The organism is Rhizobium sp. Root482, assembly GCF_001426565.1.
Classification (GTDB): Bacteria; Pseudomonadota; Alphaproteobacteria; order Rhizobiales; family Rhizobiaceae; genus Pararhizobium.
The window spans coordinates 14,818-35,744 of the sequence record NZ_LMFA01000014.1 but is presented as its reverse complement, the minus strand read 5'-3'; the positions used below and the strand labels follow the sequence as shown (position 1 = coordinate 35,744).

Annotated in this window: 13 protein-coding genes and 6 pseudogenes; 8 read left to right on the top strand and 11 right to left on the bottom strand. The window is 55.4% G+C overall.

The window, feature by feature from the left end; translation table 11 throughout:
* Positions 1-380, bottom strand: a pseudogene (locus tag ASD31_RS26790) (SIS domain-containing protein); the annotation flags it as partial.
* Positions 381-463: 83 nt separating this feature from the next.
* Positions 464-1,242: pseudogene (locus ASD31_RS26785) on the bottom strand (glutamine--fructose-6-phosphate aminotransferase); the annotation flags it as partial.
* A 273-nt stretch (positions 1,243-1,515) separates the two neighbouring features.
* Between ASD31_RS26785 and ASD31_RS26780 the strand changes: the two are divergent.
* The 3 genes and pseudogenes from ASD31_RS26780 to ASD31_RS25475 form a co-directional block, all read left to right on the top strand.
* A pseudogene (locus ASD31_RS26780) lies at positions 1,516-1,753 on the top strand (transposase); the annotation flags it as partial.
* A 443-nt stretch (positions 1,754-2,196) separates the two neighbouring features.
* Positions 2,197-3,729 (top strand): Stealth CR1 domain-containing protein, encoded by a 1,533-nt coding sequence (locus ASD31_RS11820; protein ID WP_082520539.1) that lies wholly within the window; start codon positions 2,197-2,199, stop codon positions 3,727-3,729.
* A gap of 414 nt (positions 3,730-4,143) precedes the next feature.
* Positions 4,144-5,204 (top strand): IS630 family transposase gene (locus ASD31_RS25475; protein WP_156392620.1). Its coding sequence is split into 2 segments (ribosomal slippage): positions 4,144-4,636 and positions 4,636-5,204, totalling 1,062 coding nucleotides; the frame shifts between segments, so codons are not numbered across the junction.
* Between the two features lie 63 nt (positions 5,205-5,267).
* On the opposite strand, the gene ASD31_RS11805 is transcribed toward ASD31_RS25475, so the two are convergent.
* Both ASD31_RS11805 and ASD31_RS25470 read right to left on the bottom strand, forming a co-directional pair.
* Positions 5,268-6,842 (bottom strand): tetratricopeptide repeat protein, encoded by a 1,575-nt coding sequence (locus ASD31_RS11805; protein WP_056333449.1) that lies wholly within the window; start codon positions 6,840-6,842, stop codon positions 5,268-5,270.
* Positions 6,843-7,079: 237 nt separating this feature from the next.
* Positions 7,080-7,508, bottom strand: a pseudogene (locus ASD31_RS25470) (transposase); the annotation flags it as partial.
* A gap of 405 nt (positions 7,509-7,913) precedes the next feature.
* On the opposite strand from ASD31_RS25470, the pseudogene ASD31_RS11795 reads away from it, so the two are divergent.
* Positions 7,914-8,147 (top strand): annotated as a pseudogene (locus ASD31_RS11795) (transposase); the annotation flags it as partial.
* 138 nt (positions 8,148-8,285) lie between these two features.
* Here ASD31_RS11795 and ASD31_RS25465 read toward each other — a convergent pair.
* A pseudogene (locus ASD31_RS25465) lies at positions 8,286-8,669 on the bottom strand (transposase); the annotation flags it as partial.
* Between the two features lie 315 nt (positions 8,670-8,984).
* On the opposite strand from ASD31_RS25465, the gene ASD31_RS11785 reads away from it, so the two are divergent.
* On the top strand, positions 8,985-10,553 hold the full coding sequence (locus ASD31_RS11785; RefSeq protein WP_162251154.1) for a stealth conserved region 3 domain-containing protein: 1,569 nt from the start codon (positions 8,985-8,987) through the stop codon (positions 10,551-10,553).
* Positions 10,554-10,795: 242 nt separating this feature from the next.
* On the opposite strand, the gene ASD31_RS11780 is transcribed toward ASD31_RS11785, so the two are convergent.
* From ASD31_RS11780 to ASD31_RS11750, 6 genes are all read right to left on the bottom strand, one after another.
* Positions 10,796-11,698 (bottom strand): nucleotidyltransferase and HEPN domain-containing protein, encoded by a 903-nt coding sequence (locus tag ASD31_RS11780; RefSeq protein ID WP_056333437.1) that lies wholly within the window; start codon positions 11,696-11,698, stop codon positions 10,796-10,798.
* A 766-nt stretch (positions 11,699-12,464) separates the two neighbouring features.
* Positions 12,465-13,175 (bottom strand): winged-helix domain-containing protein, encoded by a 711-nt coding sequence (locus tag ASD31_RS11770; protein WP_082520538.1) that lies wholly within the window; start codon positions 13,173-13,175, stop codon positions 12,465-12,467.
* Between the two features lie 15 nt (positions 13,176-13,190).
* Positions 13,191-13,964: a 3-oxoacyl-ACP reductase FabG gene (gene fabG, locus ASD31_RS11765; RefSeq protein WP_056333428.1), complete on the bottom strand. Its 774-nt coding sequence runs from the start codon at positions 13,962-13,964 to the stop codon at positions 13,191-13,193.
* Complete coding sequence (locus tag ASD31_RS11760; protein WP_056333427.1) at positions 13,964-15,679, bottom strand: acetolactate synthase catalytic subunit; 1,716 nt, start codon at positions 15,677-15,679, stop codon at positions 13,964-13,966. The genes fabG and ASD31_RS11760 overlap by 1 nt, the downstream gene beginning before the upstream one ends.
* Positions 15,676-17,031: an aspartate aminotransferase family protein gene (locus tag ASD31_RS11755; RefSeq protein WP_056333422.1), complete on the bottom strand. Its 1,356-nt coding sequence runs from the start codon at positions 17,029-17,031 to the stop codon at positions 15,676-15,678. The genes ASD31_RS11760 and ASD31_RS11755 overlap by 4 nt, the downstream gene beginning before the upstream one ends.
* A 98-nt stretch (positions 17,032-17,129) precedes the next feature.
* Positions 17,130-17,819, bottom strand: a complete 690-nt coding sequence (locus tag ASD31_RS11750; protein ID WP_056333419.1) for a GntR family transcriptional regulator — start codon at positions 17,817-17,819, stop codon at positions 17,130-17,132.
* 205 nt (positions 17,820-18,024) lie between these two features.
* Here ASD31_RS11750 and ASD31_RS11745 point away from each other — a divergent pair, with 205 nt between their 5' ends.
* From ASD31_RS11745 to ASD31_RS11735, 3 genes are read left to right on the top strand one after another with little or no spacing between them, the layout of a single operon-like run.
* Positions 18,025-19,140 (top strand): ABC transporter ATP-binding protein, encoded by a 1,116-nt coding sequence (locus tag ASD31_RS11745; protein WP_056333416.1) that lies wholly within the window; start codon positions 18,025-18,027, stop codon positions 19,138-19,140.
* Positions 19,137-20,024, top strand: a complete 888-nt coding sequence (locus tag ASD31_RS11740; protein WP_056333413.1) for an ABC transporter permease — start codon at positions 19,137-19,139, stop codon at positions 20,022-20,024. The genes ASD31_RS11745 and ASD31_RS11740 overlap by 4 nt, the downstream gene beginning before the upstream one ends.
* Entirely contained in the window at positions 20,014-20,901 is an 888-nt protein-coding gene (locus ASD31_RS11735) for an ABC transporter permease (protein WP_082520537.1), read from the top strand. Before ASD31_RS11740 ends, ASD31_RS11735 begins: the two co-directional genes overlap by 11 nt.
* Positions 20,902-20,927 lie beyond the last annotated feature (26 nt).

Genomic DNA, 20,927 nt, shown 5'->3' with positions numbered 1-20,927 from the left:
TCGCGGGCGATCGTCGATTCCCTGACATTGACGACGGCGCCGATCTTAAGGCCGTTTTCCTTGCAATAGCGCAGCGAGGCCAGCGTGTCGGCTGTCTCCCCGGACTGCGAGATGAACAGCGCCGCCGACTGCGCCGAGAGCGGGATTTCCCGATAGCGGAATTCGGAGGCAACATCGATCTCGACCGGCAGGCGGGCATAGCGTTCGAACCAGTATTTGCCGACCAGGCCGGCGAGATAGGCAGTGCCGCAGGCGGAAATCGCCAGACTGGGAACCTTGGCGAAATCGATGGCGCTCGCCGCCGGATTGACCCGGTTCTCGATGAAATCGACATAGTGGCCGAGCGCGTGCGAAATCACTTCGGGCTGCTCGTAGATTTCCTTTTCCATGAAATGGCGATGATTGCCCTTGTCGACCATATAGGCGGCCGCGACCGAGACCTGACGCGGCCGTGAAACCGGCNGGCTGCTCGTAGATTTCCTTTTCCATGAAATGGCGATGATTGCCCTTGTCGACCATATAGGCGGCCGCGACCGAGACCTGACGCGGCCGTGAAACCGGCTTGCCGTCATGGTCGAGGATTTCGACGCCCTCGGCGCTCAGCACCGCCCAGTCGCCATCGATCAGATAGGTGATCTCGTTGGTGAAGGGCGACAGCGCGATGGCATCGGAGCCAAGGAACATCTCCCCCTTGCCGAAACCGACCGCCAGCGGCGGGCCGCTGCGCGCCGCCATGATCGTCCCTGGCGCATCCTGAAAGATGACCGCAAGCGCATAGGCGCCGGTGACCCGACGCAGCACCGCCTGCATGGCATCCCGGTGGCTTGCTCCATCGCGGATCAGCTTTGCCAGCAGTTGCGCCACCACTTCCGTATCGGTCTGCGACCGGAAGACGGCGCCGGCGGCAATCAGTTCATCCTTCAATTCGGAAAAATTCTCGATGATGCCGTTATGGACCACGGCAATCCCATCGGTGAAATGCGGATGGGCATTGTCTTCCGTCGGTGCGCCATGGGTCGCCCAGCGCGTATGGGCGATGCCGGTCCGGCCGGAAAGCGGCGCGCCGCGCAGCTTGGTTTCCAGATTGACCAGCTTGCCTTCGGCGCGGCGGCGGTCGAGCACACCCTGATGGATCGTCGCCACCCCGGCGGAATCATAGCCGCGATATTCGAGCCGCTTCAGCGCATCGACAAGCCGCTCGGAGACAGGCTGATTTCCAACGATACCGACGATGCCGCACATATCCGTTCCTCGTTACAATGATTCGTTCCTAGATCCTTCCTATCTGTTCTATTGCTGGGTACAATACCTCACGATGGAACATTGTCAGCACCGCGAAAATATTCTCCGGGGACGAAAACAGGCGAATTAGCTCAATTGTACATTGAAGCTTTCTCAAAAATGTCGTTCATACATGTTGAAGCATAGATAATGCTTGCTGGATATGCTCATTTTCGGGAAGGCGCACCCCCAACGCAGTATGCAAGGCAACGCTTTCGCGGCCGATGCTAGACTAGACCGAAAGTGCTGAAACTCGCCACGCTCATCGACAGCGCCGAGTAGGAAAGTGCTCGCCGACATGACCTTTCCAAGGTCGCACTGGACTAAGAATCACAGCACAAATCCTGTCGAGCGATTGAATGGCGAGATCAAGCGCTAAGGGGAGGTCGCTGGCATCTTTCCCAACGATGATGCCATCACCGAACGTGTGGGCGCATTACTCCTTGAGCAGAATGATGAGTGGACCTTTCAACTCCTCGCTTTGTGGCAGCAGGAAAAAATCGTCAATGAGCGATGATTCGCTCATCTGCCCTGACGGCGGCAAGCTGACACGTCCCGGCTCTGTCCGGAACGCACAGCGTGCGCGGAAGCTACACTCATTTGGCGGACACGATCTACTCTCTCGATGTGGATCGCCGAGGCCGTTTAAAAAAAACTACTGATTTTAGCGTATCTGCGAGCTGAAGAAATATCAGTTGAGATCCGGCGCCGATTATGCACTGAACCGTCGAGTTCGAAGGTCGCAGGCTTTTGGACATGGCCACGCTTTGATCGTCCGACTAGCAGTCAATCTCTTAGCTCTTCTCACAAATTTTTCTGATCAAAGACTCCAATCATCCAAAAAAACAAAAAAATGCGAGCCGCAACTTGACATAAAGTCTGAGCCGGAATTTATCCCTTCCGAAAGGGAGCATCATGGTTACGTCCAAAATCCTGCGTTTCGTTAGAAAATTGGCTCGGAAAAGTGGAAACGTTGTAAATCGAGTTTCCGTCCCCGGACGCGTGCTACTTAACGTGGGCGACCCTTTCGGGCCCGAGCAGGCCAGCCAGAACAATCTGTCGCTGGTGCTAAGGGCGTGTTCTCATGCGGGTATAGAACCATTATACGTTGAAAGTGAGAATCCGCAAACTGCCGCAGTATTCCTTCACGAAGACGATAAAAAAGGGTTTTTCTCCGCCGCCGCTGCACTCTGGGACGACACATTAGGGGCAGAAATCGCCGTGAAGGGCTCGTCCTCGAAGCGTGTCCGCACTGCCGAAGGGCTATCACAGATGGTCGGGCCGCAGGTGTCTTCAGTATCGATTTGCCGGTTTTATAGCATCCGGAACAAAATTCCGAAGTTCAACTGGCGTTACGCGACACGCGTCACATTTTATAGAAAAAGTGATCAATGGTTGGAGGCTATTTCCGGAGAAAGAATGACGCCACGGGTTTTCGGCGAACCCGAGCAAATCAAAGCCCGCTTGGAAGACGCCAGTCGGAGAGCCATTGATCGAATCAAATTCGACATCGACGTTGTCTATACATGGGTGGACGGATCAGACCCAGAATGGCTCGCTCGAAAAGCCGCCGTGGAAGGAAAATCGAGTGCCGCTAACAAAGATGCTAACATTAGATCGCGATTTGAGAATAGAGATGAACTTAGGTACTCTATCCGATCTTTGCTGCAATATGCTCCCTGGATTCGTAATATCTATATTGTTACGGACCGGCAGACTCCGCGCTGGCTCAAAGAACATCCCCGCTGCCGTATAATAGACCACCGCGAAATTTTCCCTGAGGGAAGCGCCCTACCCACGTTTAATAGCCATGCAATCGAGTCTGTGCTTCATCGGATACCCGGATTGTCCGAACACTTCCTCTACTTCAATGACGACGTATTCTTAGCAAGGCCAACTCTCCCTGACGTTTTTTTTGATCCAAACGGCATACTGAAGGTTTTCGTTACCCAGAGTAGAATACCTCAGGGACCACTTGTCGACCTACGGAGTTCGGCCGAATATGCGGGGAACAATACAGCTAAATTGATTTCAGAGCGATTTAACCTCGCTGTTAGGAAGCGCCCGAAACACGCCCCCTACGCAATGTCGAAGACGCTGATGCTCGAACTAGAGAGAGAGTTTCCTAAACAATTTAGTGACGTGCGGTCCTCACAGTTTCGCAGCCCAACGGATATTTCCGTCGCCACCTATCTCTTTACCAACTACGCACTTGCTACACGTAATGCGGTCTATGGTGACATAGATTATCAATACATAAACATTTCGGGAAACTCGGCACTGGGCGTCGCGAGCACGCTGGAGAATTACTATTCAAAGCCTGCACCGATAACTTTTTGCCTCAATGACGCATCCGTGGGCGATTCTCGAAACTGGAAAAAGCAACACCAGCTCGTGCTTCGATTTATGTCAGAGCTTTTTCCAATAAAGTCACCATACGAAAAGTAGGAGCCAGCTTCTGAGAGGCCCTTCGATGCTATCCCGACGCCTCGCGAAAGTGGATTACTGCGATCAGGCAAAGATGGATACGATCAAGCCACGGGTTGGAGCTCGATCCTTTGATCGCGCATATTGATATATTTACATATATCTCCATGCGACTCCCTACAATAGGTCATAGATCATGGCGGTTGACGAGTTAATACTCAAATACAACACGGCAAGTCATCAGCATTTGCTCAATGCTACTATTACGAGAGCGATCGGGTTCAATAAGCAGGTGAAATCAGTCCAAACTTTTACGCCGAAAGTGTTTTGTAAAACCGAGCTCACCAACGCCTTATACCAACGTCGCTGAATCCGACTCTTGGGATTCCCAAAAGCCGACGGATCTGAATCTCTTGGGAAAACGGGAGGTTTGCGATGAGCTCAGCGATTTCTTTGCGGCCGGATTACGATGGCGCGAAGTTGCGGCTTCTGGCGCGTCAGACAAAGGATGCCAACCAGGCGCGGCGTCTTCTCGCGCTCGCATCGATCTATGATGGCGGCTCGCGCGCCGATGCAGCCCGGCTTGGCAGCGTGACGGTTCAGATCGTGCGCGACTGGGTGGTGCGCTTCAACGCACGCGGTGCCGACGGGTTGATTAACGGCAAGGCCCCGGGCAAGCCTTCTCTCCTGAACGACGAACAGCGAACGGCCTTGGCGCAAGCCATAGAGCGCGGACCGACCCCGTATCTGGATGGCGTCGTTCGGTGGCGTCTGTGTGATCTGGCGCAATGGATTTGGGAGGAATTCCGGGTCTCGGTGAGTGAGGAGACCTTGGGCCGCGAAGTGCGGGCTATGGGCCACCGCAAGCTGTCGGCTCGCCCAAGTCATCATGCGCAGGACGCCGAGGTAGCCGAGGCATTTAAAAAAACTTCCCCGCCATTGTGGCAGAAATCGCCGCCGGTCCCGCCAAGCGCAAAGTGATCGAAATCTGGTTCCAGGACGAAGCGCGGATAGGTCAGAAGAACAAGATCACGCGCCGCTGGGCAAAGCGGGGCTCAAGGCCATCCGCACCCCATGACCAGCGCACCCGCTCGGCCTATATCTTCGGCGCGATCTGCCCCAGCCAGGGCAAGGCGGCCGCTCTCGTCATGCCCTGGTGTGATACCCATGCCATGAACCAGCATCTGATCGAGATATCCCGCAGCGTCGCGGACGATGGCCACGCCATCCTCATCATGGATCAGGCCGGATGGCACATGTCCAACAGTCTTGTCGTTCCTGAAAACATCACCATCTTGCCACTGCCGCCCAAATCGCCCGAGTTGAACCCGGTCGAAAACATCTGGCAGTTTATGCGGAATAACTGGCTCTCCAACCGTGTCTTCAAGTCCTACGAGGATATCGTCGATCACTGCTGCTACGCCTGGAGAAAACTGCAGGAGCGGCCATGGAGGATCATGTCAATTGGCCGACGACAATGGGCACAAGGGTTCTGATCAATGACGGTTGGTATTAATCCAAGCGTAAACAGTCCGGTGAAATGAGCAATCCACCATCGATCAAAGTACAAGGAGTGCGGGGAAAGCCTCCTCAATTTTCCGAATTTCCTCTTGCGCAGCATAAGACTTGAACAACCCTAAATTACCGAGTGAGTCTTCCGGTCGATAGCCCCCCTCGCCAAATTTGAACTCTGTTTCATGGACTCCTAGTGTTCCAAGAAATGACGCCCGATACTTTGCGGATCTAACAAAATCCTCAAACTGACACCTGATAATTTTGCTTGGCCCCAGTCTCTTTTCAGCCCTCTCGAATGCTCGCAGACGCTTGCGAAGTTTTGAAATGAACCGATCAACGGCAGCCGTATTGCCGGAGCGGTGTTCATAACGCTGTGCGACATATTGGTCTCTCGGATCGCGAAACGCCGCGACGCCGAACCCACCGGTTACATATCTAACCATTTCCATGTTCGCAGCGGTGATACAATTTGAAGTAACCCCGATACGCCCTCTTGGTATCAATGCCGCTAAGACGCTGGAGTAAAAGTGCACGACACAATCAATTACCTTGGTCTTCTCCATCTCTCGCCAATCGGCCTTCACTAGCCGTAGTGCAGCAGCGGTTATTTGAGATACAATTTGGGGATCTGGCTGATCTTGCCAAAAAACAGACCTGCCACGTCCGGACGCGATATCGCCCGCCTCTCTCGGTATGACACCGTAGACAGCCCTTAGTAGATGGTTTTGCAGCAGTGGGATGCCACCTACCGTCCCTGGAACTTTTTGAGCAACTCCTATTGTTCCTTCAGTTTCCGAGAAGAGTAACGCCTCATTGTGACCGAACGGAAGCGTGACGGACGGATGCTGACAGAGGTAGTCAGTCACGGCTCCAGAGCCGGACCACCCGAAGCCTCCCACAAAGATCACGCGCGGAACATGCTCTTCCACCGGGCAGTGAATAGGTGGCTCACTTTCTAAGAATGCATCGACAGCAGATTGCACCGCGACAGGCACTCCCGCGAGACGCATTGCTGGTATAAGCAGAGATTGAGCTTCTTTCAGATTCTCTGCTGTGAGCGAAACCGATGCCTCTGACGCGAGTGCCGATGCGGCAGAGCCCCGCATCTTCCGCCGCAAGCGGCGGTATTCCCGTCGCACTTCGTCTGAGCCGGCGCCCCTACTCTCTGCCGTCTTAACGAATGAGAATGCCTTGGAATACGCTCCAAGGTTCCGGTAAATGACGGCGAGCGACATATACGCCTCAGCACGATACTCGTCCGCTCCTCTAGATATCTCTGCCCACCTGATCGCGGCGCTGTGCCAACGTTCCATCTTGAGCTCACAGCGAGCGGTAAATACTTCAAGCTCCCTGTTGTTGGGGATATCCCGTATCGCGGAAAGCAGGTTTTTATAAGCCTCTTCAAGACTTTTCTTGTACTCGGCGAGTGCAACCTCCCTTGGTCTTGATCTGGCTAAAAGAGCCTCAAGTTTTGTCCGGTCAAGATACGTAGTAAATGGAGAGGGAGATGCTTGCATAGGATTTACTTTGGCCTCGGATGCGTTAAATTGAACATATTTTCTGCCCATTGTCTTGAGCAAGTACGGACCAAGCCTGCCGTGTCTTCCAACGATCGACAACGATGAGATATTTCCAGGCCCCGAATGTGAGTACAAGCACCAATACGCATTGCAGATGGTACCCGACACGGCTCAACAAGTTGAAAACGCCACTTTGGCTCAACTAAACATTCTGCCTTAAGGATAAGTTCAGTTGCAATCGATTTCATAGACGCTCCCAGGGAACCGTTAGCGCATCAATGCAAAATCTGATGCTCCGCGTCAATCGCGACCAGGGGCCTGCCTGCTAACATTCTCTGCACGTACCCTCTCGCCTATCTCCTCGCAGAGCCTTGAGGCCTGGCTGTTGGATATGCCGCTTATGTTCATGGCCTTGGCCACCTCATCGACGGAGCGGGTCGAAACGCTTCAATATATGGGTTTCTTCGCGACAAGCGCTGCGCGTTCTTGCTAGGTCACCGCTGGCAATGTCTTCTTCGCCATGCGGCGCGGTTCAAAGGAAGCTCGGGAGATAGCTGCCAGTGCGCAGTTGCGGGAGACGAAGATCGACTGTGCCAGCAGGGTCTCCCAGTCCGTCTCGCGGTTGCCGTCGCGCTGGGCCAGTCGGAAGCGATTCTTCTCGTCGTAGCCGGCTCCGGTCTTCGTGCCCACATCCAGCGCCATCAACATGCAGCGCAGCAAATCGGCGTCAGCTTCCTTCTCGAGGAATGAGCGAAGATTCATCATGTCGTGGGCTTCCTTCAGATGAGGTTGAACAACCGCAACCTACGGAAAGGAATGATAATTAACGCTATCCTGCAAAACCACGCCCTGGGTATGAAATCCAACTCAAGTTAGCTTATTCGAACGCGCTTTAACCACAGGTTGGAACTTTGAAGGTCGACGATGGCAAGGCCAGTACCGACACGCCCTGTCGATCAGGCATTTCTTTTGCGGGACTGGAAAGCGGGGATAATGAAATAATGTTAAGGATTGTCTGAGACCCCGGCAGCCATCCGTCGCGCCTCCATCGGTGCAATCGCCAGACCGATGAGGGAATTCGCGTCCCGATGCGATTCACACATTCTGACCTGAGCCCCTGAACTTCCTCCAAATTTTGGTAGAGTCCGTCACCCTGAGGAGACGGACAGGATGAAGCATTCACGGTTCACGGACGAGCAGATCATCGGGATATTGAAAGAGCAGGAGAGCGGCCTGAGGACGGCCGATGTTTGCCGCATTTCCGATGCTCGCAAGCTGAAGGCTTTGGAAGACGAGAACGCCAAGCTGAAGAAGCTGCTGGCCGAGACCATGCTGGACAACGCCATTTTGAAGGACATTGCTTCAAAAAATGTATGGTCCGTCCCCTCCGTGCAAAGGTTCGCGACATCGCAAATGACGATTCCAGTTGCATAAATGTATCCGGCCTCTCGCGAGTGGGCTGCGGTTGCAGCCAGGCCATGATGAGATCCGCACACGCCGGTTCCAATAAATGGTTCGGGCACGAAGCCCGCTTTTTTGAACAGGACTTACGGCATGTTGAATGCCATCGAGCCAGCTTCCCAATCGATCCTTCGTCCGATCAAGATGTCGAAAGCACGACCGAGCGCCATGTACGAGCAGCTTGCGAACATAGCGGGTTCCCCGCTTACTGATGCCGAGAAGCTTCTGCTTTCCACCGGTCGAATATTCTCGAGGGACAAGACCGAGCCAGGCAGCCAGGTCGCGGGCTTTTCGGAACTGGCTACCACTCCCAACCGCTGCCAGAAGCGCCGTGGCTCCCAAGGCTCCAATGCCTGGAATAGTCATTAGCCGTCGCCCAACATCTTCCCGATCGGCGATCGCCGCGATTTCTTTCGTCACATCAGCTATGCGCTGTTCCAATTGGCGGAAGTCGGCAAATAAGGCTTCACAAATTGCGCTGGGATCAGGCGTACTTTTGTGACCAATGAAAATGGCTATGGAAAAACTGGCCGCCTAAAGTCACATTGAAAACCCAAGACTCTCCTGAAAACTGGAGGGAAGATGGGTCTCAGGTTAATTCGGCAGCTCCTGTGCCGTTCTGCCAATGTAGTCCAGCGTGATTATCGACACGAGCTACAACTCGGCGATCGATGTCCGGTTAAATTTCCCCTCCTCTCAATCTGTCATTGTTTACGGCTCGGTGTTATGGCTTCAGCGTTATTGACTAACTAGATGTGTTTCAGCGCCACGGAGGGGTTATTGAGGCTGCTCAAAGAGAACTGTGAAGACTTCCTGCGGACATTTTGCCAATTTTGTAAGTACGTTGTTGAAGTTCTCGTCCAGGCAGGATCGGTGTTCACTGCGAAGAGAGACCGCCGAGAATGTGCCGCGTGCCGATCTCTGGACAATAGCCTGGAAGACATGCGGATCGCGGCGTTCCTGCTGAGGGAGGCTCGCTCTCATGGCATCACGATATGGCAACTGCCCGCGCAACGCGGGCTGCGGCTCGGTTGTAATCAAGCAATGGGCCCGGCCTTCACCTCATTACTTAGAAGGAACGCCGCTGGCGCAGGCATCTCTTTGAAGCTACAAACGGAAGAATCGTCTCCGAACATTTATGAATTCAATCCCGAGGAATTTGAAAATCCGCCTTCGGCCACTATACTTCGAGTAACCGCAAAGCCTCACTGCAGGCGAGGCCTGCAGTATTTGCCCCACCGAGGTGTCACGCTTGAATTTGTCGAGGTCCGCAAAAATGAGGTGATTATTCCGCGCAGCGGTCTGGGATCGCGTATTGTCGCGACTGATGAAATGGAAATTGCGACTGTAGCCGAGGTCGCGGAAATCAGGTCGCAGTGGCCATTCCCGATAGACCTTGTGTATACGTGGGTCGATTCAACGGACGACATTTGGAAGAGCAATTTCGAAGCCGTGGCGCATGAAATTGAACGCTACCGGAATGTTACTTCCTCGACCAACATGGCACGCTGGCATTCCAGGGATGAGCTTCGGTTCTCAATCCGGTCCGTTGATATGTACGCGCCGTGGATCCGAAAAATTTTTATTGTCACGAATGGGCAGGTTCCCATGTGGTTGGTGCAGAACGAGCGCATTCAGATCGTGCCACATTCGGCCCTGTATCCCGACCCGTCAGTGCTTCCGACCTTTAATTCAAATAGCATCGAAACCGTTTTGCATCGGATTGAAGGACTCGCCGAACACTTTCTTTATTTGAACGATGATTTTTTCTTCTCTGCGCCGACGGCGCCCAGCGATTTCTTTTCGATTGGCGGCTCGATTGCTCTCTTTTTTTCATCACGGTACTATGACGCGAGGCCCGTTCGCTCCACTGACCGGGCTACTGTCGCGGCGCACAAGACTACCGGCTCGCTGCTTGAAAAGAAATTCGGCATATCTTGCAAACAGAAATTCTTGCATGCGCCTCATGCGATGAGGGTCGGTATCTGCAAGGAGGCGTGCAACGAATTTTCCGAAGAATTGGCAATCTCGCGTTCGCACCGATTCAGATCTCACTCCGATATCGCCGGCCCATATCTATTCCAGTATTATGCTTACTTAACCGGGAGAGGGCATTCCGCCGATATTTCCGCGGGCTATTTTGACACCCAATGGAAAGGAATTATCGGGAAAATCGCCGCAAGGCAGGCGAAAGGTATGAAAGTTTTCTGCATCAATGACTCCGATCTTAGCGACAATCTTGTTGATTCACGCGACCAGCTGATATGGGAATTTTTAAACGCGCGGTTTCCGCAACCTATCAACACCGAGATTTCGCTCCTGGAGAAGCGGATTAGCCAATATGACTAGGCCTGCGTGCCGTCACCGCAACATTGGTCCGACCGGCTTGTAAGAAGCTACACGTTCGCGCTTTGAAATTCGTCGTCCCTTAGTTACCGACAAACCGTTTGACGACCCATCAGTTCGGATCTACCTGTTAACTCGGGTTCCGGTTCGCATGCGACGCGTCTTCGAAAACGATAAAGGGGAGTAGCGGGACCTCGCGAATTGATCCTTCAACATATCGTAAGCCGCAATTGACCGGGCACAGGTCAGGGCGCAACGAAGGTATTCAGATACTCAGCACAGATCTCTTCTACCCTTTTTATAAGCGTTTCCGTTTGGTCACTGAGCCACCGCAATGCCTCTTCCGAAATCTCAAAATGTGGCGAGTACCGCGCTTTGACGTATGCCTCATTGAGAATATTAAACCACGAAATTTGTCGCTGGTTGTTGCGGGGCCAAACATCAATAAGCTTTCCGCTCTCAGCCTCCGCAAGCCCTCGCAGGAACCGAGTGTTGTGGGAGGGCGGACTATAGTTAGTGAGGACCAACAACACCGTCGAGTAAGCTTGCTCGATGGCTTGATGAAGCAGGAAGGCCGCTTCCTTCTTATCCCCCTGATCGAGGCAGAATAGGGCTGTCTTCAGGAAGACCTTCGCGTGAGGTAACCGATCTGAAAGATACCCCGACGCCAGCCGCCGCGCCTCTTCGACGCTGACCTGTCCCGGCTCTGCCAGCGGATCATTGTCAAGTTCGTAAAGCGCTAAACCATCTCGGCGGATGTCCACAAAAAAAGCTCGTCCTCGTTTCAACTCTGCATTCACCTCTCTAAGAGAATGCACAATCAAACCGACAGGCGCGCCGATCTGGCTGCACCGCATCAACCGTTCGGCTGCCTTCTGCCAATAGGTCGAAAAATCCGCAAATTTCCGATTGTTTACGACGACAAGTATGTCGAAGTCGGAGCGGTAGCCCTTGTTGGTGTGAGGCTCATCGACGAAAGTGCCGCGGGCATAGGAGCCGAAAAGGATAATTTTCAGGATCCTGCCGCGCTTCTTAAACTCTGAAGACGCGCCTTTCAGCGCATCCTCAAATTCTTCAAGAATGATCTCGACCACGCGGGTAAGCTCGTGCTGCTTGACCGGCGGCAAATGTTCGAGACTTGTCTTCATCGGCTAAAACCCTCTTCGGTCCTGATTCGAACCATTGTGCCGGTCTACGACAACAGAGACAGTGCCGGAAGGCGACGGTCGAATCAACGAAGGGTTTGCTAAGATCTTTTCGTAGAATTTTCACAAAGGCGGCCGCTTTACCCATTCAAACCTTTCTGCCCTCATAATTGCGGAGTGCCTTTAGCCGCACAGGTTTCATGGATCAAGGCGAGTGGACGATGACTCCGCGTTTGGCGGCAAAGAACTTCTGCGAGCGTTACCATCAGCCAGCGAGCAGGAATTGGGCCTCCTTGGCACGCGCGCGTTTGCAAATCCGTCGTGCGGAAGTCTGTTGGGCCCAGGCTTGTAGCAGATAAGCGGAAAATCTGCCCGCGCTTTCGCAATTCGTGCAGCGCGTTCGCGGTTGCATCGAACGGGTCGGTGATATAGAATTGCATTTGCGACGACCCTTTCGCCCGGGACGGCACGAGCTCCATTTTCATGTGGCGACAAGCGTGCAGCAACGTCCGGCGATCATTCGAACTCACTTCCTGTGCCGGACGCGGGGAGACTGTTTTGTCGCGAAAACCATCCCGGTCCATGGGGACCCAGCCGAAAGTTCTTGAACCAGTGGATCAAGGCAATTCCGCCGATGATGTTATCATTGAGCAGATCCACGCACTCTGTGGCATTCAGGCAGCGACAGCGGTCGCCGTCTGCGGTCTCGATGCCTGGTTCGACGGAGAAGAGGCGGAATTTCGTCGTCTTGCCGGTATATTTCGACGGCTCAGGAATTAAATGGCTTCAACGCCTTGTTGCTATAGGGCATTTCAAGGGCGTAGCCATTGCCGCGCACGGTGCGGATGAGCTCCGGACCAAGGCCGCCGAGCGCGCGGCGGATGTGCCCGATATGGATGTCGACGGTTCGCGGCTCGACCTCAACATGCGGCGGCCAGCAGCTTTCAATAAGTTCGTCGCGTTGACAAACTGTCGAAGGCCGCTGCATGAGGCGGCGCAATAGGCGGAACTGCAACGCAGTCAAGCTTACTTCATTGCCGGCTTTATAAACCTTCACTGTTGCGAGATTCAATGTGAGGTCGGCAAATCGAAGCACGTCATTTGCGTCGCCATCATAGTCGGCGGAGATATGCCGGTAGCGCAATTGTCGGAGGAAATGAAACAGAATACCAGGGACGAAAGGACGGTCCAGCAGCAGGTCACAAGTGGGCGTCGAAGCATCCAGCGCGTTTCTGTGTTTCGAGAGAAGGATGACGGCGCTAGAGGGAGCGAGGGACTTCACGGCTGCCAGAAGAGCTATTCGATCGAACGGCCCCTCGGTCCAGTCGATCATGGCGGCCGCCGCTGGATTTCGTCGGCAGCTTGCTTCGACTTCACACGGCCGCGTGACCAGTTGGGCATCGAAACCTTCATTTGCCAGAAGGTGACGAAGCAGCAAGAAAAGTTGTGCGTCCCCTACGCAAACCAGAATTTTTGGCATGATCGGCTCCAGTTCTTAATGGGGAGCGAACTCCCCTCCGTTTACATCGATGATCGCACCGTTGATGAAGCCGGCATCACTGGAGGCGAGAAACCCGATCGTGCTGGCAATGTCTGTCGGGTCGCCAAGACGTCCGACAGGAATTCGAGTGAGGGCCGCCCGATTTATCGCACTGTCGGGAGCCCCGGCCATCTGCGTCACAATTCGGCCCGGTGCGACGATGTTGACGGTCACGCCAGTCCCGGCGCACGTCGCAACCAGTGACCGCGACAGACCTGACAGTGCGGCCTTTGAGACCACGTAGGCCGTTCCGGCCACCTTCGGAAGTGCCCTTCCTGCAATGGAGCCGATGAGGATAACGCGCCCGAAACGCTGTGCCGCCATGGCCGGGACAACGGCCTGGCAGCAAAGCATGGTCCCGGTGAGGTTTACAGAGAGCACCCTGTTCCATTCCTCGAGCGTGACCCCGGCGAATGGTATCGCACCGTCAGGACCCTTCGGGGAAATGCCGGCACTGCAGATCAACGTGTCAGGGACGCGCCAGTGATCCTGGACCTCTACAAAGAAGTCGGCGATCTGCGGCGGCGACTCGAGATCGACGCATCGGGCAAGGACCCGGCTGGCGTCGAATTCTCGGCCAAGTCTCGCTGCGGCTTCTTCCACATGACCTGCATTCTGCCCGAAAAATGCCACCCTGAAGCCTGCGTGAAGAAGGTGGTTGACGGCGGCAAGTCCAATCCCGGAGCTGCCGCCCGTTACCACAGCAATGCGTTGCGAAGCATCCAACATCAGGCCGCCTGGTCCTTTGCGGCAAAGAGCGATAGCGGCGGATGGGCCTCCGGGTCCGTCATCACCTCGATCAGGTAGGGCTCATCTGACTCGATGCCTGTCCGGATATGATGGGCCAGATCAGCAGGATCATCCACGCGCGCTGATCTGCAGCCGCATGCCGCTGCGATCTGAGCGTGATCGACGGGCGCGAAATGGCAGGCCGAGGTGTAGCGACCGAACTTGACTGTCTCGGCATCTCGCTGGAAGCCCAGGATACCATTGTTGAGGACGATCGTGGTGACCGGAATCTTGAGCCGCATCATTGTCTCGAGTTCCGCCCAGCTATGGGCAAATCCGCCATCGCCGACCAAAGCGACGACAGGCGTATTCGGCTGCGCGAGCTTCGCGCCGATCGCAAGCGGCACCCCCCATCCGAGCCCGGCAAGTCCGCGCGGAGTGATAAAGCGTGTTCCCGGCCTCTCTGCCCTCAATTGCCCGACAACCCACATCGAGGAGTAGCTCGCATCGGCGACGACCGTCAACTCGTCCTTGAGCCATGGCTGCAGCTCGCGCATGACTCTTTCTGGCCTGATCGGTGACTGGTCTGACAGCGCAAATGGATGACGCGTCTGTTCGAAATTCATCCAGCATCGCCCGATCCGACCCTCCAGAGCCGTTCGGGCTGCGCGCCGCTGGCTGAGATCCTGGTTTTCGAGACCCCTGTTAAGCGTTTTCAGGCATTCACGCGCATCGCCAACGAGGCGCAGCGCTTCGAAATTACGCCCGATCTCTGTCGGATCGACATCTATATGGATCACGCGCGCTGAGTTCGAGATTTGACGCCAGTTGTCAGTCCCATTCTGGTTGGTGCGTGTCCCGATGAGAATGATGAGATCCGCCTCCTCCAGAAAATGGCGCGTTTCGGCGCCTAGAGAACGCGGACCTGTCAGCGAGCCAAGGACGCCGAGCGATAGCGGATGGTGTTCATCGACAGCGCCCTTGCCCATATTCGTGGTGCAAACCGGCAGACTTGCCAATTCCTGCAGATGCGCGAGCTCGGACGAGGCGCCTGCCCCATGAACGCCCCCACCAGCGAGCACGACAGGTCTTTGCGCGGCGGCGATCCACATGGCCGCTTGCTCGATCATATCGTCTGCCGGTCGTGTGCGGTCGAGGGGATAGCGTCCGAGATTTGCGCGGCGCTCGGTACCGGCCGGCTTGAACTGCGCGCGAAGGAGATCTGCAGGCAGCAGGAGCGCGACCGGCCCCGGACGCCCGGACGCTGCGGCGGTAAAGGCAGCGTCGATATAGTCTTCTATACGATCCTCTGTCTGCACACGACGGACCCATTTCGTGCACGACTGGAAAAGGGCTATATGGTCAATCTCTTGGAAGGCATTCCTGTCGGTCTGATCGCGCTCGACCTCTTGAACCAGCGCGACAACGGGAATGCTTGCCTTCAGGGCTTCGGCAAGGGGTGGCACGAGGAGGGTCGCAGCCGGCCCGTTCTGCGCGCAAACGACGCCGACCTTACCGGACAGTCGGGCATATCCGTCAGCCATCGCACCGCCCATGTTCTCCTGACGGTAAGAGATTTGCCTGATACCCTGTGCCTCCGCAGCAAGGACGACAGCAGAAGGCAAGCTTTGTGCAAAAAGGAATTCCACCTCGTGGCGCAGCAGGGAAAGGGCGACGCGATCGGCGACCGTTTCGTCGAAGGAAGTGATATTCATGCCTGTCTCTCCCAGGTTTGGTCACCGCAGGCAGTCAGAAATCTGTCAAACGCTGCTGACACTTTGTCGGTGTCCATTTCGGTCATAGGGGTCGAAAGGCATGCCGCCGCGCCACAGGGCAAAAGCACGCCTTCGTCCCGGAAGTAGCGGCTGAGGCTGCGCATGCGTGTCGCCTCTTCAGTCGTCATGATCGCATTCGCATAGGTACCGGGAACGGAACGCTTTGCATGGATGCGGAAGAGAGATGCAGCTCCAGCAATCGAAAAGGGTGCCGCGTGTTTCGCCGCTGTCGCGGTAAGTTGCGCCCGCAATCTGTCACCCAGTCGCTCAAGCCGGGCGAATTCATCCGGCGTCATGGCTTCCATGGCCATACGCCCGGCAAGCATCGACACCGGGTTGGCAGAGAATGTGCCGCCTTGCGGAACAAGGGGGGCCTTCACGTCGGAGCCGAATACCGACATGACATCTGAACGCCCTCCGACAGCCCCGATTGGAAAGCCGCCGCCGATAATTTTTCCGGCAGTCACGAGATCGGGTTCGAGCCCGTAGCGTGACGACGAGCCATTATATCCCTGCCGCAGGTTCAATACTTCGTCGGCGATGATGAGGATCCCATGCCGGCTGGCCAGAGCGTTCAGCCGCTCGATGAATTGCGGCAATGGTGCAAGAAGCCCGGCCCTGCTTGGCATGGGATCGATGAGAATCGCGGCTAACCGTTCGGCACGAGGCGCAAGACCGATTTCCAAACCATCAACGTCGTTAAAATCCAGAACAACGACTGCGTCGGCTGTCGTGGGAGGCGCTCCGTGATAAGCAGCGCGCGCCACCCGGCGCTCGTCGCCAGCCGTCTGGACTGCACCGGATTGCCCTGTCTCGGCCCAATCATACGAACCATGGTAGGATCCCGCGAACCGCGCGATGGCTTGCCGGCCTGTAAAGGCGCGCGCCGCCTTGATCGCAAACATCACGGCCTCTGTGCCGGAGTTCACGAACCGGACTTGTTCGATCGCCGGTATCCGCGAAACCAGTAGCTCGGCAAGCGCGATCTCGTGATGCGTGGGGTTTGCGAAACAGGTTCCCTTTCGCAAAAGATCGGTTACTGCACCGATCACCGGCGCAAAGGCGTGGCCATGCATGAGTGTCGTAAAGTTGTTGTTTAGATCGAGAAGGCGGTTGTTGTCCTCGTCGATGACATAGGCACCCTCCCCTCGCGAAACATAAATGGGGTGGGGATCGGTATCGATCGTTGAACGGGTTATACCGCCCGGGAAGACGACACGACCGCGACGATGGAGAGCGGCGGAGCGTGCGTACGCACGCCCCGCGGCGCCGGCTGTCATTGCTGTAGACATTTGCTGACCTTTTTGTGCAACGGATGCTGAGCCTTCATGCAGGCTTCATATTTTGTTGCAACAAAAAATCAGATCGTCAAGGGCGAATGATAAAATATTCAACCAGTCGTAGCGCGTTCGCGAAGTGCCTGGCGTAACCGGCGGTACCCGTCGCGGATATCATTCTCGAATGCTGCGCGCAATGCACCGCCATCTTGGTCGATAAGCGCCTCGATCACCATCTCGTGATTTCGTACCCCGTATTTGGCCTCGGCGAATTCCGGATAAAGTCCGTAAAAGGAGGGACCGACCCTGAGCCATTGAGACTCGATCATCGACACCAGATGAGGCAGGCGCGACAACCGATAGACCAGAAAATGAAACTCCTTGTTCTGCCAAAGCGCCTGGCCATAGTCACCATTTTCAAGCGCTGCGTTGATGTTTCTTTGAATTACCCAAAGTTTATCAATGTGTTGTTGCGTACACGATTGCACCGAGTGCTGGGCGGCCAGCCCCTCCAAAGCAATTCGAATGAGCGTGACTTCGCGCAGATCGGCCTCTCCCAGCACAGGAATGAGCACCGTCTTCGGTCCGGCATAAACAACTGCGCTGTCTGCAGCGAGCCGATTGATCGCGTCACGCGCTGGTGTGGAACTCACGCCCAAAGTTTCTGCGACAGACCGCACCGTCAACTTGTCGCCGGGCCTGTAAACCCCGCGGCTTAGCCGCTCCTTCAACTCGCTATAGGCCGCATCCCCTAGGCTAGGAGCTTGGCGATGTCGTCCGTCCGCCACTGGCGTCTCGCTCATTATTCACCTTAAACGTGTTGACATGTTAATTTTATGATGCAACAAAAATACGAATGCAAAGGTTTCGCAAAGTTTTGGCGCACCAAAACGTAGCGAGTTGTGCAGCCGAAGTCATCACCCTGCCGGAACATCGCGCTGCGAATGACGTCAGCTAACTCGCAAAAGCGCACCGAGGAGGTGTGCGAGCAGACAAGGAGGGAATGTTTTGATTGGAAAAAGACTGACGCTACGCCACGTCCAAAAGACATACGGCGCGGTTTGGGCGGTACGTGAGGTGGATCTTGAAATCGGCGCGGGCGAGTTCGTTTCGATTGTGGGGCCATCGGGCTCAGGGAAAACCACACTCCTCACGCTGATTGCAGGGTTCGAGACGCCCACCGCCGGCTCGATCATTGTCGGCGATCAGGACGTGACCGTCCTTGCGCCGAACCGCCGCAACATCGGCATGGTGTTCCAGAAATACGCACTGTTCCCCCATATGACAGTGCGCAAGAACATCGAATTCCCGCTGAAAATGCGGGGCCTTACCAAGCACGGGGATACAAGCAAGCGCATCGATGCGATGCTGGATCTTGTCCAGTTGGGCTCGCTACAGCATCGCTATCCCCATCAACTCTCTGGCGGGCAGCAACAACGCGTTGCGGTCGCGCGTGCGCTCGTTTTTGATCCTCCCGTCATTCTCATGGACGAACCGCTGGGTGCGCTTGACAAGAAACTCCGCGAAGCGATGCAGTTCGAAATAAAGCGCTTGCAAGAGCGGATCGGCGCAACTGTGATCTATGTCACACACGACCAGGAAGAAGCCCTCACCATGTCGGACCGCGTGGCGGTCATGCACAAGGGTCGCCTGGAACAGGTCGGGACTCCGAACGAGCTTTATGCCAATCCAGACAACGCTTTCGTCGCGGATTTCGTCGGCTCTATCAATTTCATCCCAGGCACGGTCTCCAGCAAGGATCAATCCCTGATTGCCGTAAAGGTGGGCGATACGCTGGTGAAAGTGCGCGCGTCGAATGGTGGGTCGATCCGTGAGCACGAGCAAGGGTCGGATGTCAGGATCGCGGCGAGACCTGAACACATTTCGATTGCACCGCATGGCGACCGCACCTCCCAAAGCTTGACCGGCACGATCGAAACCGTCGTGTTTGCGGGAGCGTCAAGAACTGCGCTTGTGCGCCTACATGCCCCTCCACACCTTCTGCTTCGAGCCGACATGCCGTCCGATCTTCTGTCTCCTCCCGAACGGGGCTCTGATGTCGCCTTAACGTTTGCTCCTGATGCACTGAGAGTTTTCGGGCCTGCCGAAAGGACGGGGCCATGAACATCGAGCCATCCTCACGACGCGCGCTCGTGACTGTTATTCGTCCTCGCAACGCAAGTCGATACGCACCGCTTACCTCGTGGCTGCTGACGCTGCCTCTGCTTGCGACATTCGCAGTTGGCTTTCTCTACCCGGTTTCCAAACTCGTGGCGCTCAGCTTTGCCAGTGGCTCCGAGAGCTATCTCAGACTCTGGGGGGAACCTCTTTATCTCAGCGTCCTGACGACGACGGCGATGACCGCGGCCGCGGTCACAGTCTTTTGTCTTGTACTTGGGTATCCGGTTGCATTCGCGATGACGCGATTTAAGGGAAAAGCGGCCATTATCACAGCTGCCTGCGTTTTCGTGCCCCTTTGGACCTCGGTCCTTATAAGATCGTATGCGTGGATTGTCCTCTTGCAGCGAAACGGCATCATCAACGATAGTCTGCAAGGTGCGGGGTTAACGGAGCAGCCGCTGAAACTACTTTATACGCAAGGCGCCGTCATCCTGGGGATGACCCATATCCTGTTGCCTTTCGCAATTCTACCGATCTACGCGACGCTGAGAACGCTCCCACCGGATTTCGCTAGGGCCGCCGCCAATCTCGGCGCGGATCGTGCTCGAACGTTCATGCTGATTACACTTCCCCTCAGTCTCCCAGGTGTTTTCGCCGGAGGTATTCTCTGCTTCGTTCTCGCGCTGGGCTTCTATATCACCCCGGCGTTGATCGGGGGGCCAGGCTCCATGTTGATGGCGACGCTGATAGGCCAGCAGACGACCGTTTTGCTGGATTGGCCGTTCGCAGCAGCGCTGTCCACCATCCTCCTAACGTTCACTCTTATCATCGTTTTCCTGTTTCGCAGGGCCCTTTCGCTCAGCAAAGGATTTCAAAGTGTTCATTGACCGAAACATCAACGCGAGGGCACCAGCCCTCGTTCCTGCGGCCATCCATCGATCTCGAGGCCGACCGGCAAAACAGGTCATCCTGACCCTGTTGGCGGGAGTGCTTATTGCTCTCATCCTGTTTTTCCTGGTTCTGCCGACATTGATCATCATTCCCATGTCGCTCAGCACCACCTCATATCTTCAGTTCCCACCGCAAGGCATCACGTTGAAGTGGTATGTGGCGTATTTTGTTGACCCTGACTGGATGGCAGCCACTTGGTTCAGCCTACGCATAGCCGTTGCAACATCGGTAACGGCGACCGTGGTCGGCACGATGACGTCACTTGCTGTTGTGCGGGGTGACATGCCTTTAAAGGGAGCGCTGCACGCGCTGTCACTCGGTCCCATGATCGTTCCCCACATCGTTCTCGGCGTCGCTCTCTATCTTGTATTCTCGCCATTGCACCTGACGGGAACATTCATCGGTTTTCTGATCGGCCACACCGTTTTGGGCGTGCCCTTCGTGGTGATCACTGTCACGGCAGCACTACAGCGACTTGATCCGGCGCTTGAGCTTGCAGCACTGAACTGCGGCGCCAACCGGACGCAAACATTTTCCCACGTTACATTGCCCAACATTGCGCCTGGCGTCGCTTCGGGCGCCGTCTTCTCCTTCCTTGCCTCGTTCGACGAGGCAACCGTCGCCTTCTTCATTTCGGACGTCGGGGGCAAGTCCATCGGCAGAAAGATGTTCGAAGATATCGACTTCAACCTGACGCCCGTCATCGCAGCGGCATCCACCGTGATCGTCCTTTCGTCGCTTTTCCTAATCGGCTTCGTCCAGCTTCTTTCGAAATCCGGAAACCCCAAAAACCCTGCAGGAGAACACCTATGATATCGAGACAGATAACCCACGCATGC

Coding starts and splice junctions, on each gene's coding strand:
- ASD31_RS11820 (WP_082520539.1), top strand. CDS start 2,197: ATGGTTACGTCCAAAATCCTGCGTTTCGTTAGAAAATTGGCTCGGAAA.
- ASD31_RS11780 (WP_056333437.1), bottom strand. CDS start 11,698: ATGAAGACAAGTCTCGAACATTTGCCGCCGGTCAAGCAGCACGAGCTT.
- ASD31_RS11770 (WP_082520538.1), bottom strand. CDS start 13,175: ATGCCAAAAATTCTGGTTTGCGTAGGGGACGCACAACTTTTCTTGCTG.
- fabG (WP_056333428.1), bottom strand. CDS start 13,964: ATGTTGGATGCTTCGCAACGCATTGCTGTGGTAACGGGCGGCAGCTCC.
- ASD31_RS11760 (WP_056333427.1), bottom strand. CDS start 15,679: ATGAATATCACTTCCTTCGACGAAACGGTCGCCGATCGCGTCGCCCTT.
- ASD31_RS11755 (WP_056333422.1), bottom strand. CDS start 17,031: ATGTCTACAGCAATGACAGCCGGCGCCGCGGGGCGTGCGTACGCACGC.
- ASD31_RS11750 (WP_056333419.1), bottom strand. CDS start 17,819: ATGAGCGAGACGCCAGTGGCGGACGGACGACATCGCCAAGCTCCTAGC.
- ASD31_RS11740 (WP_056333413.1), top strand. CDS start 19,137: ATGAACATCGAGCCATCCTCACGACGCGCGCTCGTGACTGTTATTCGT.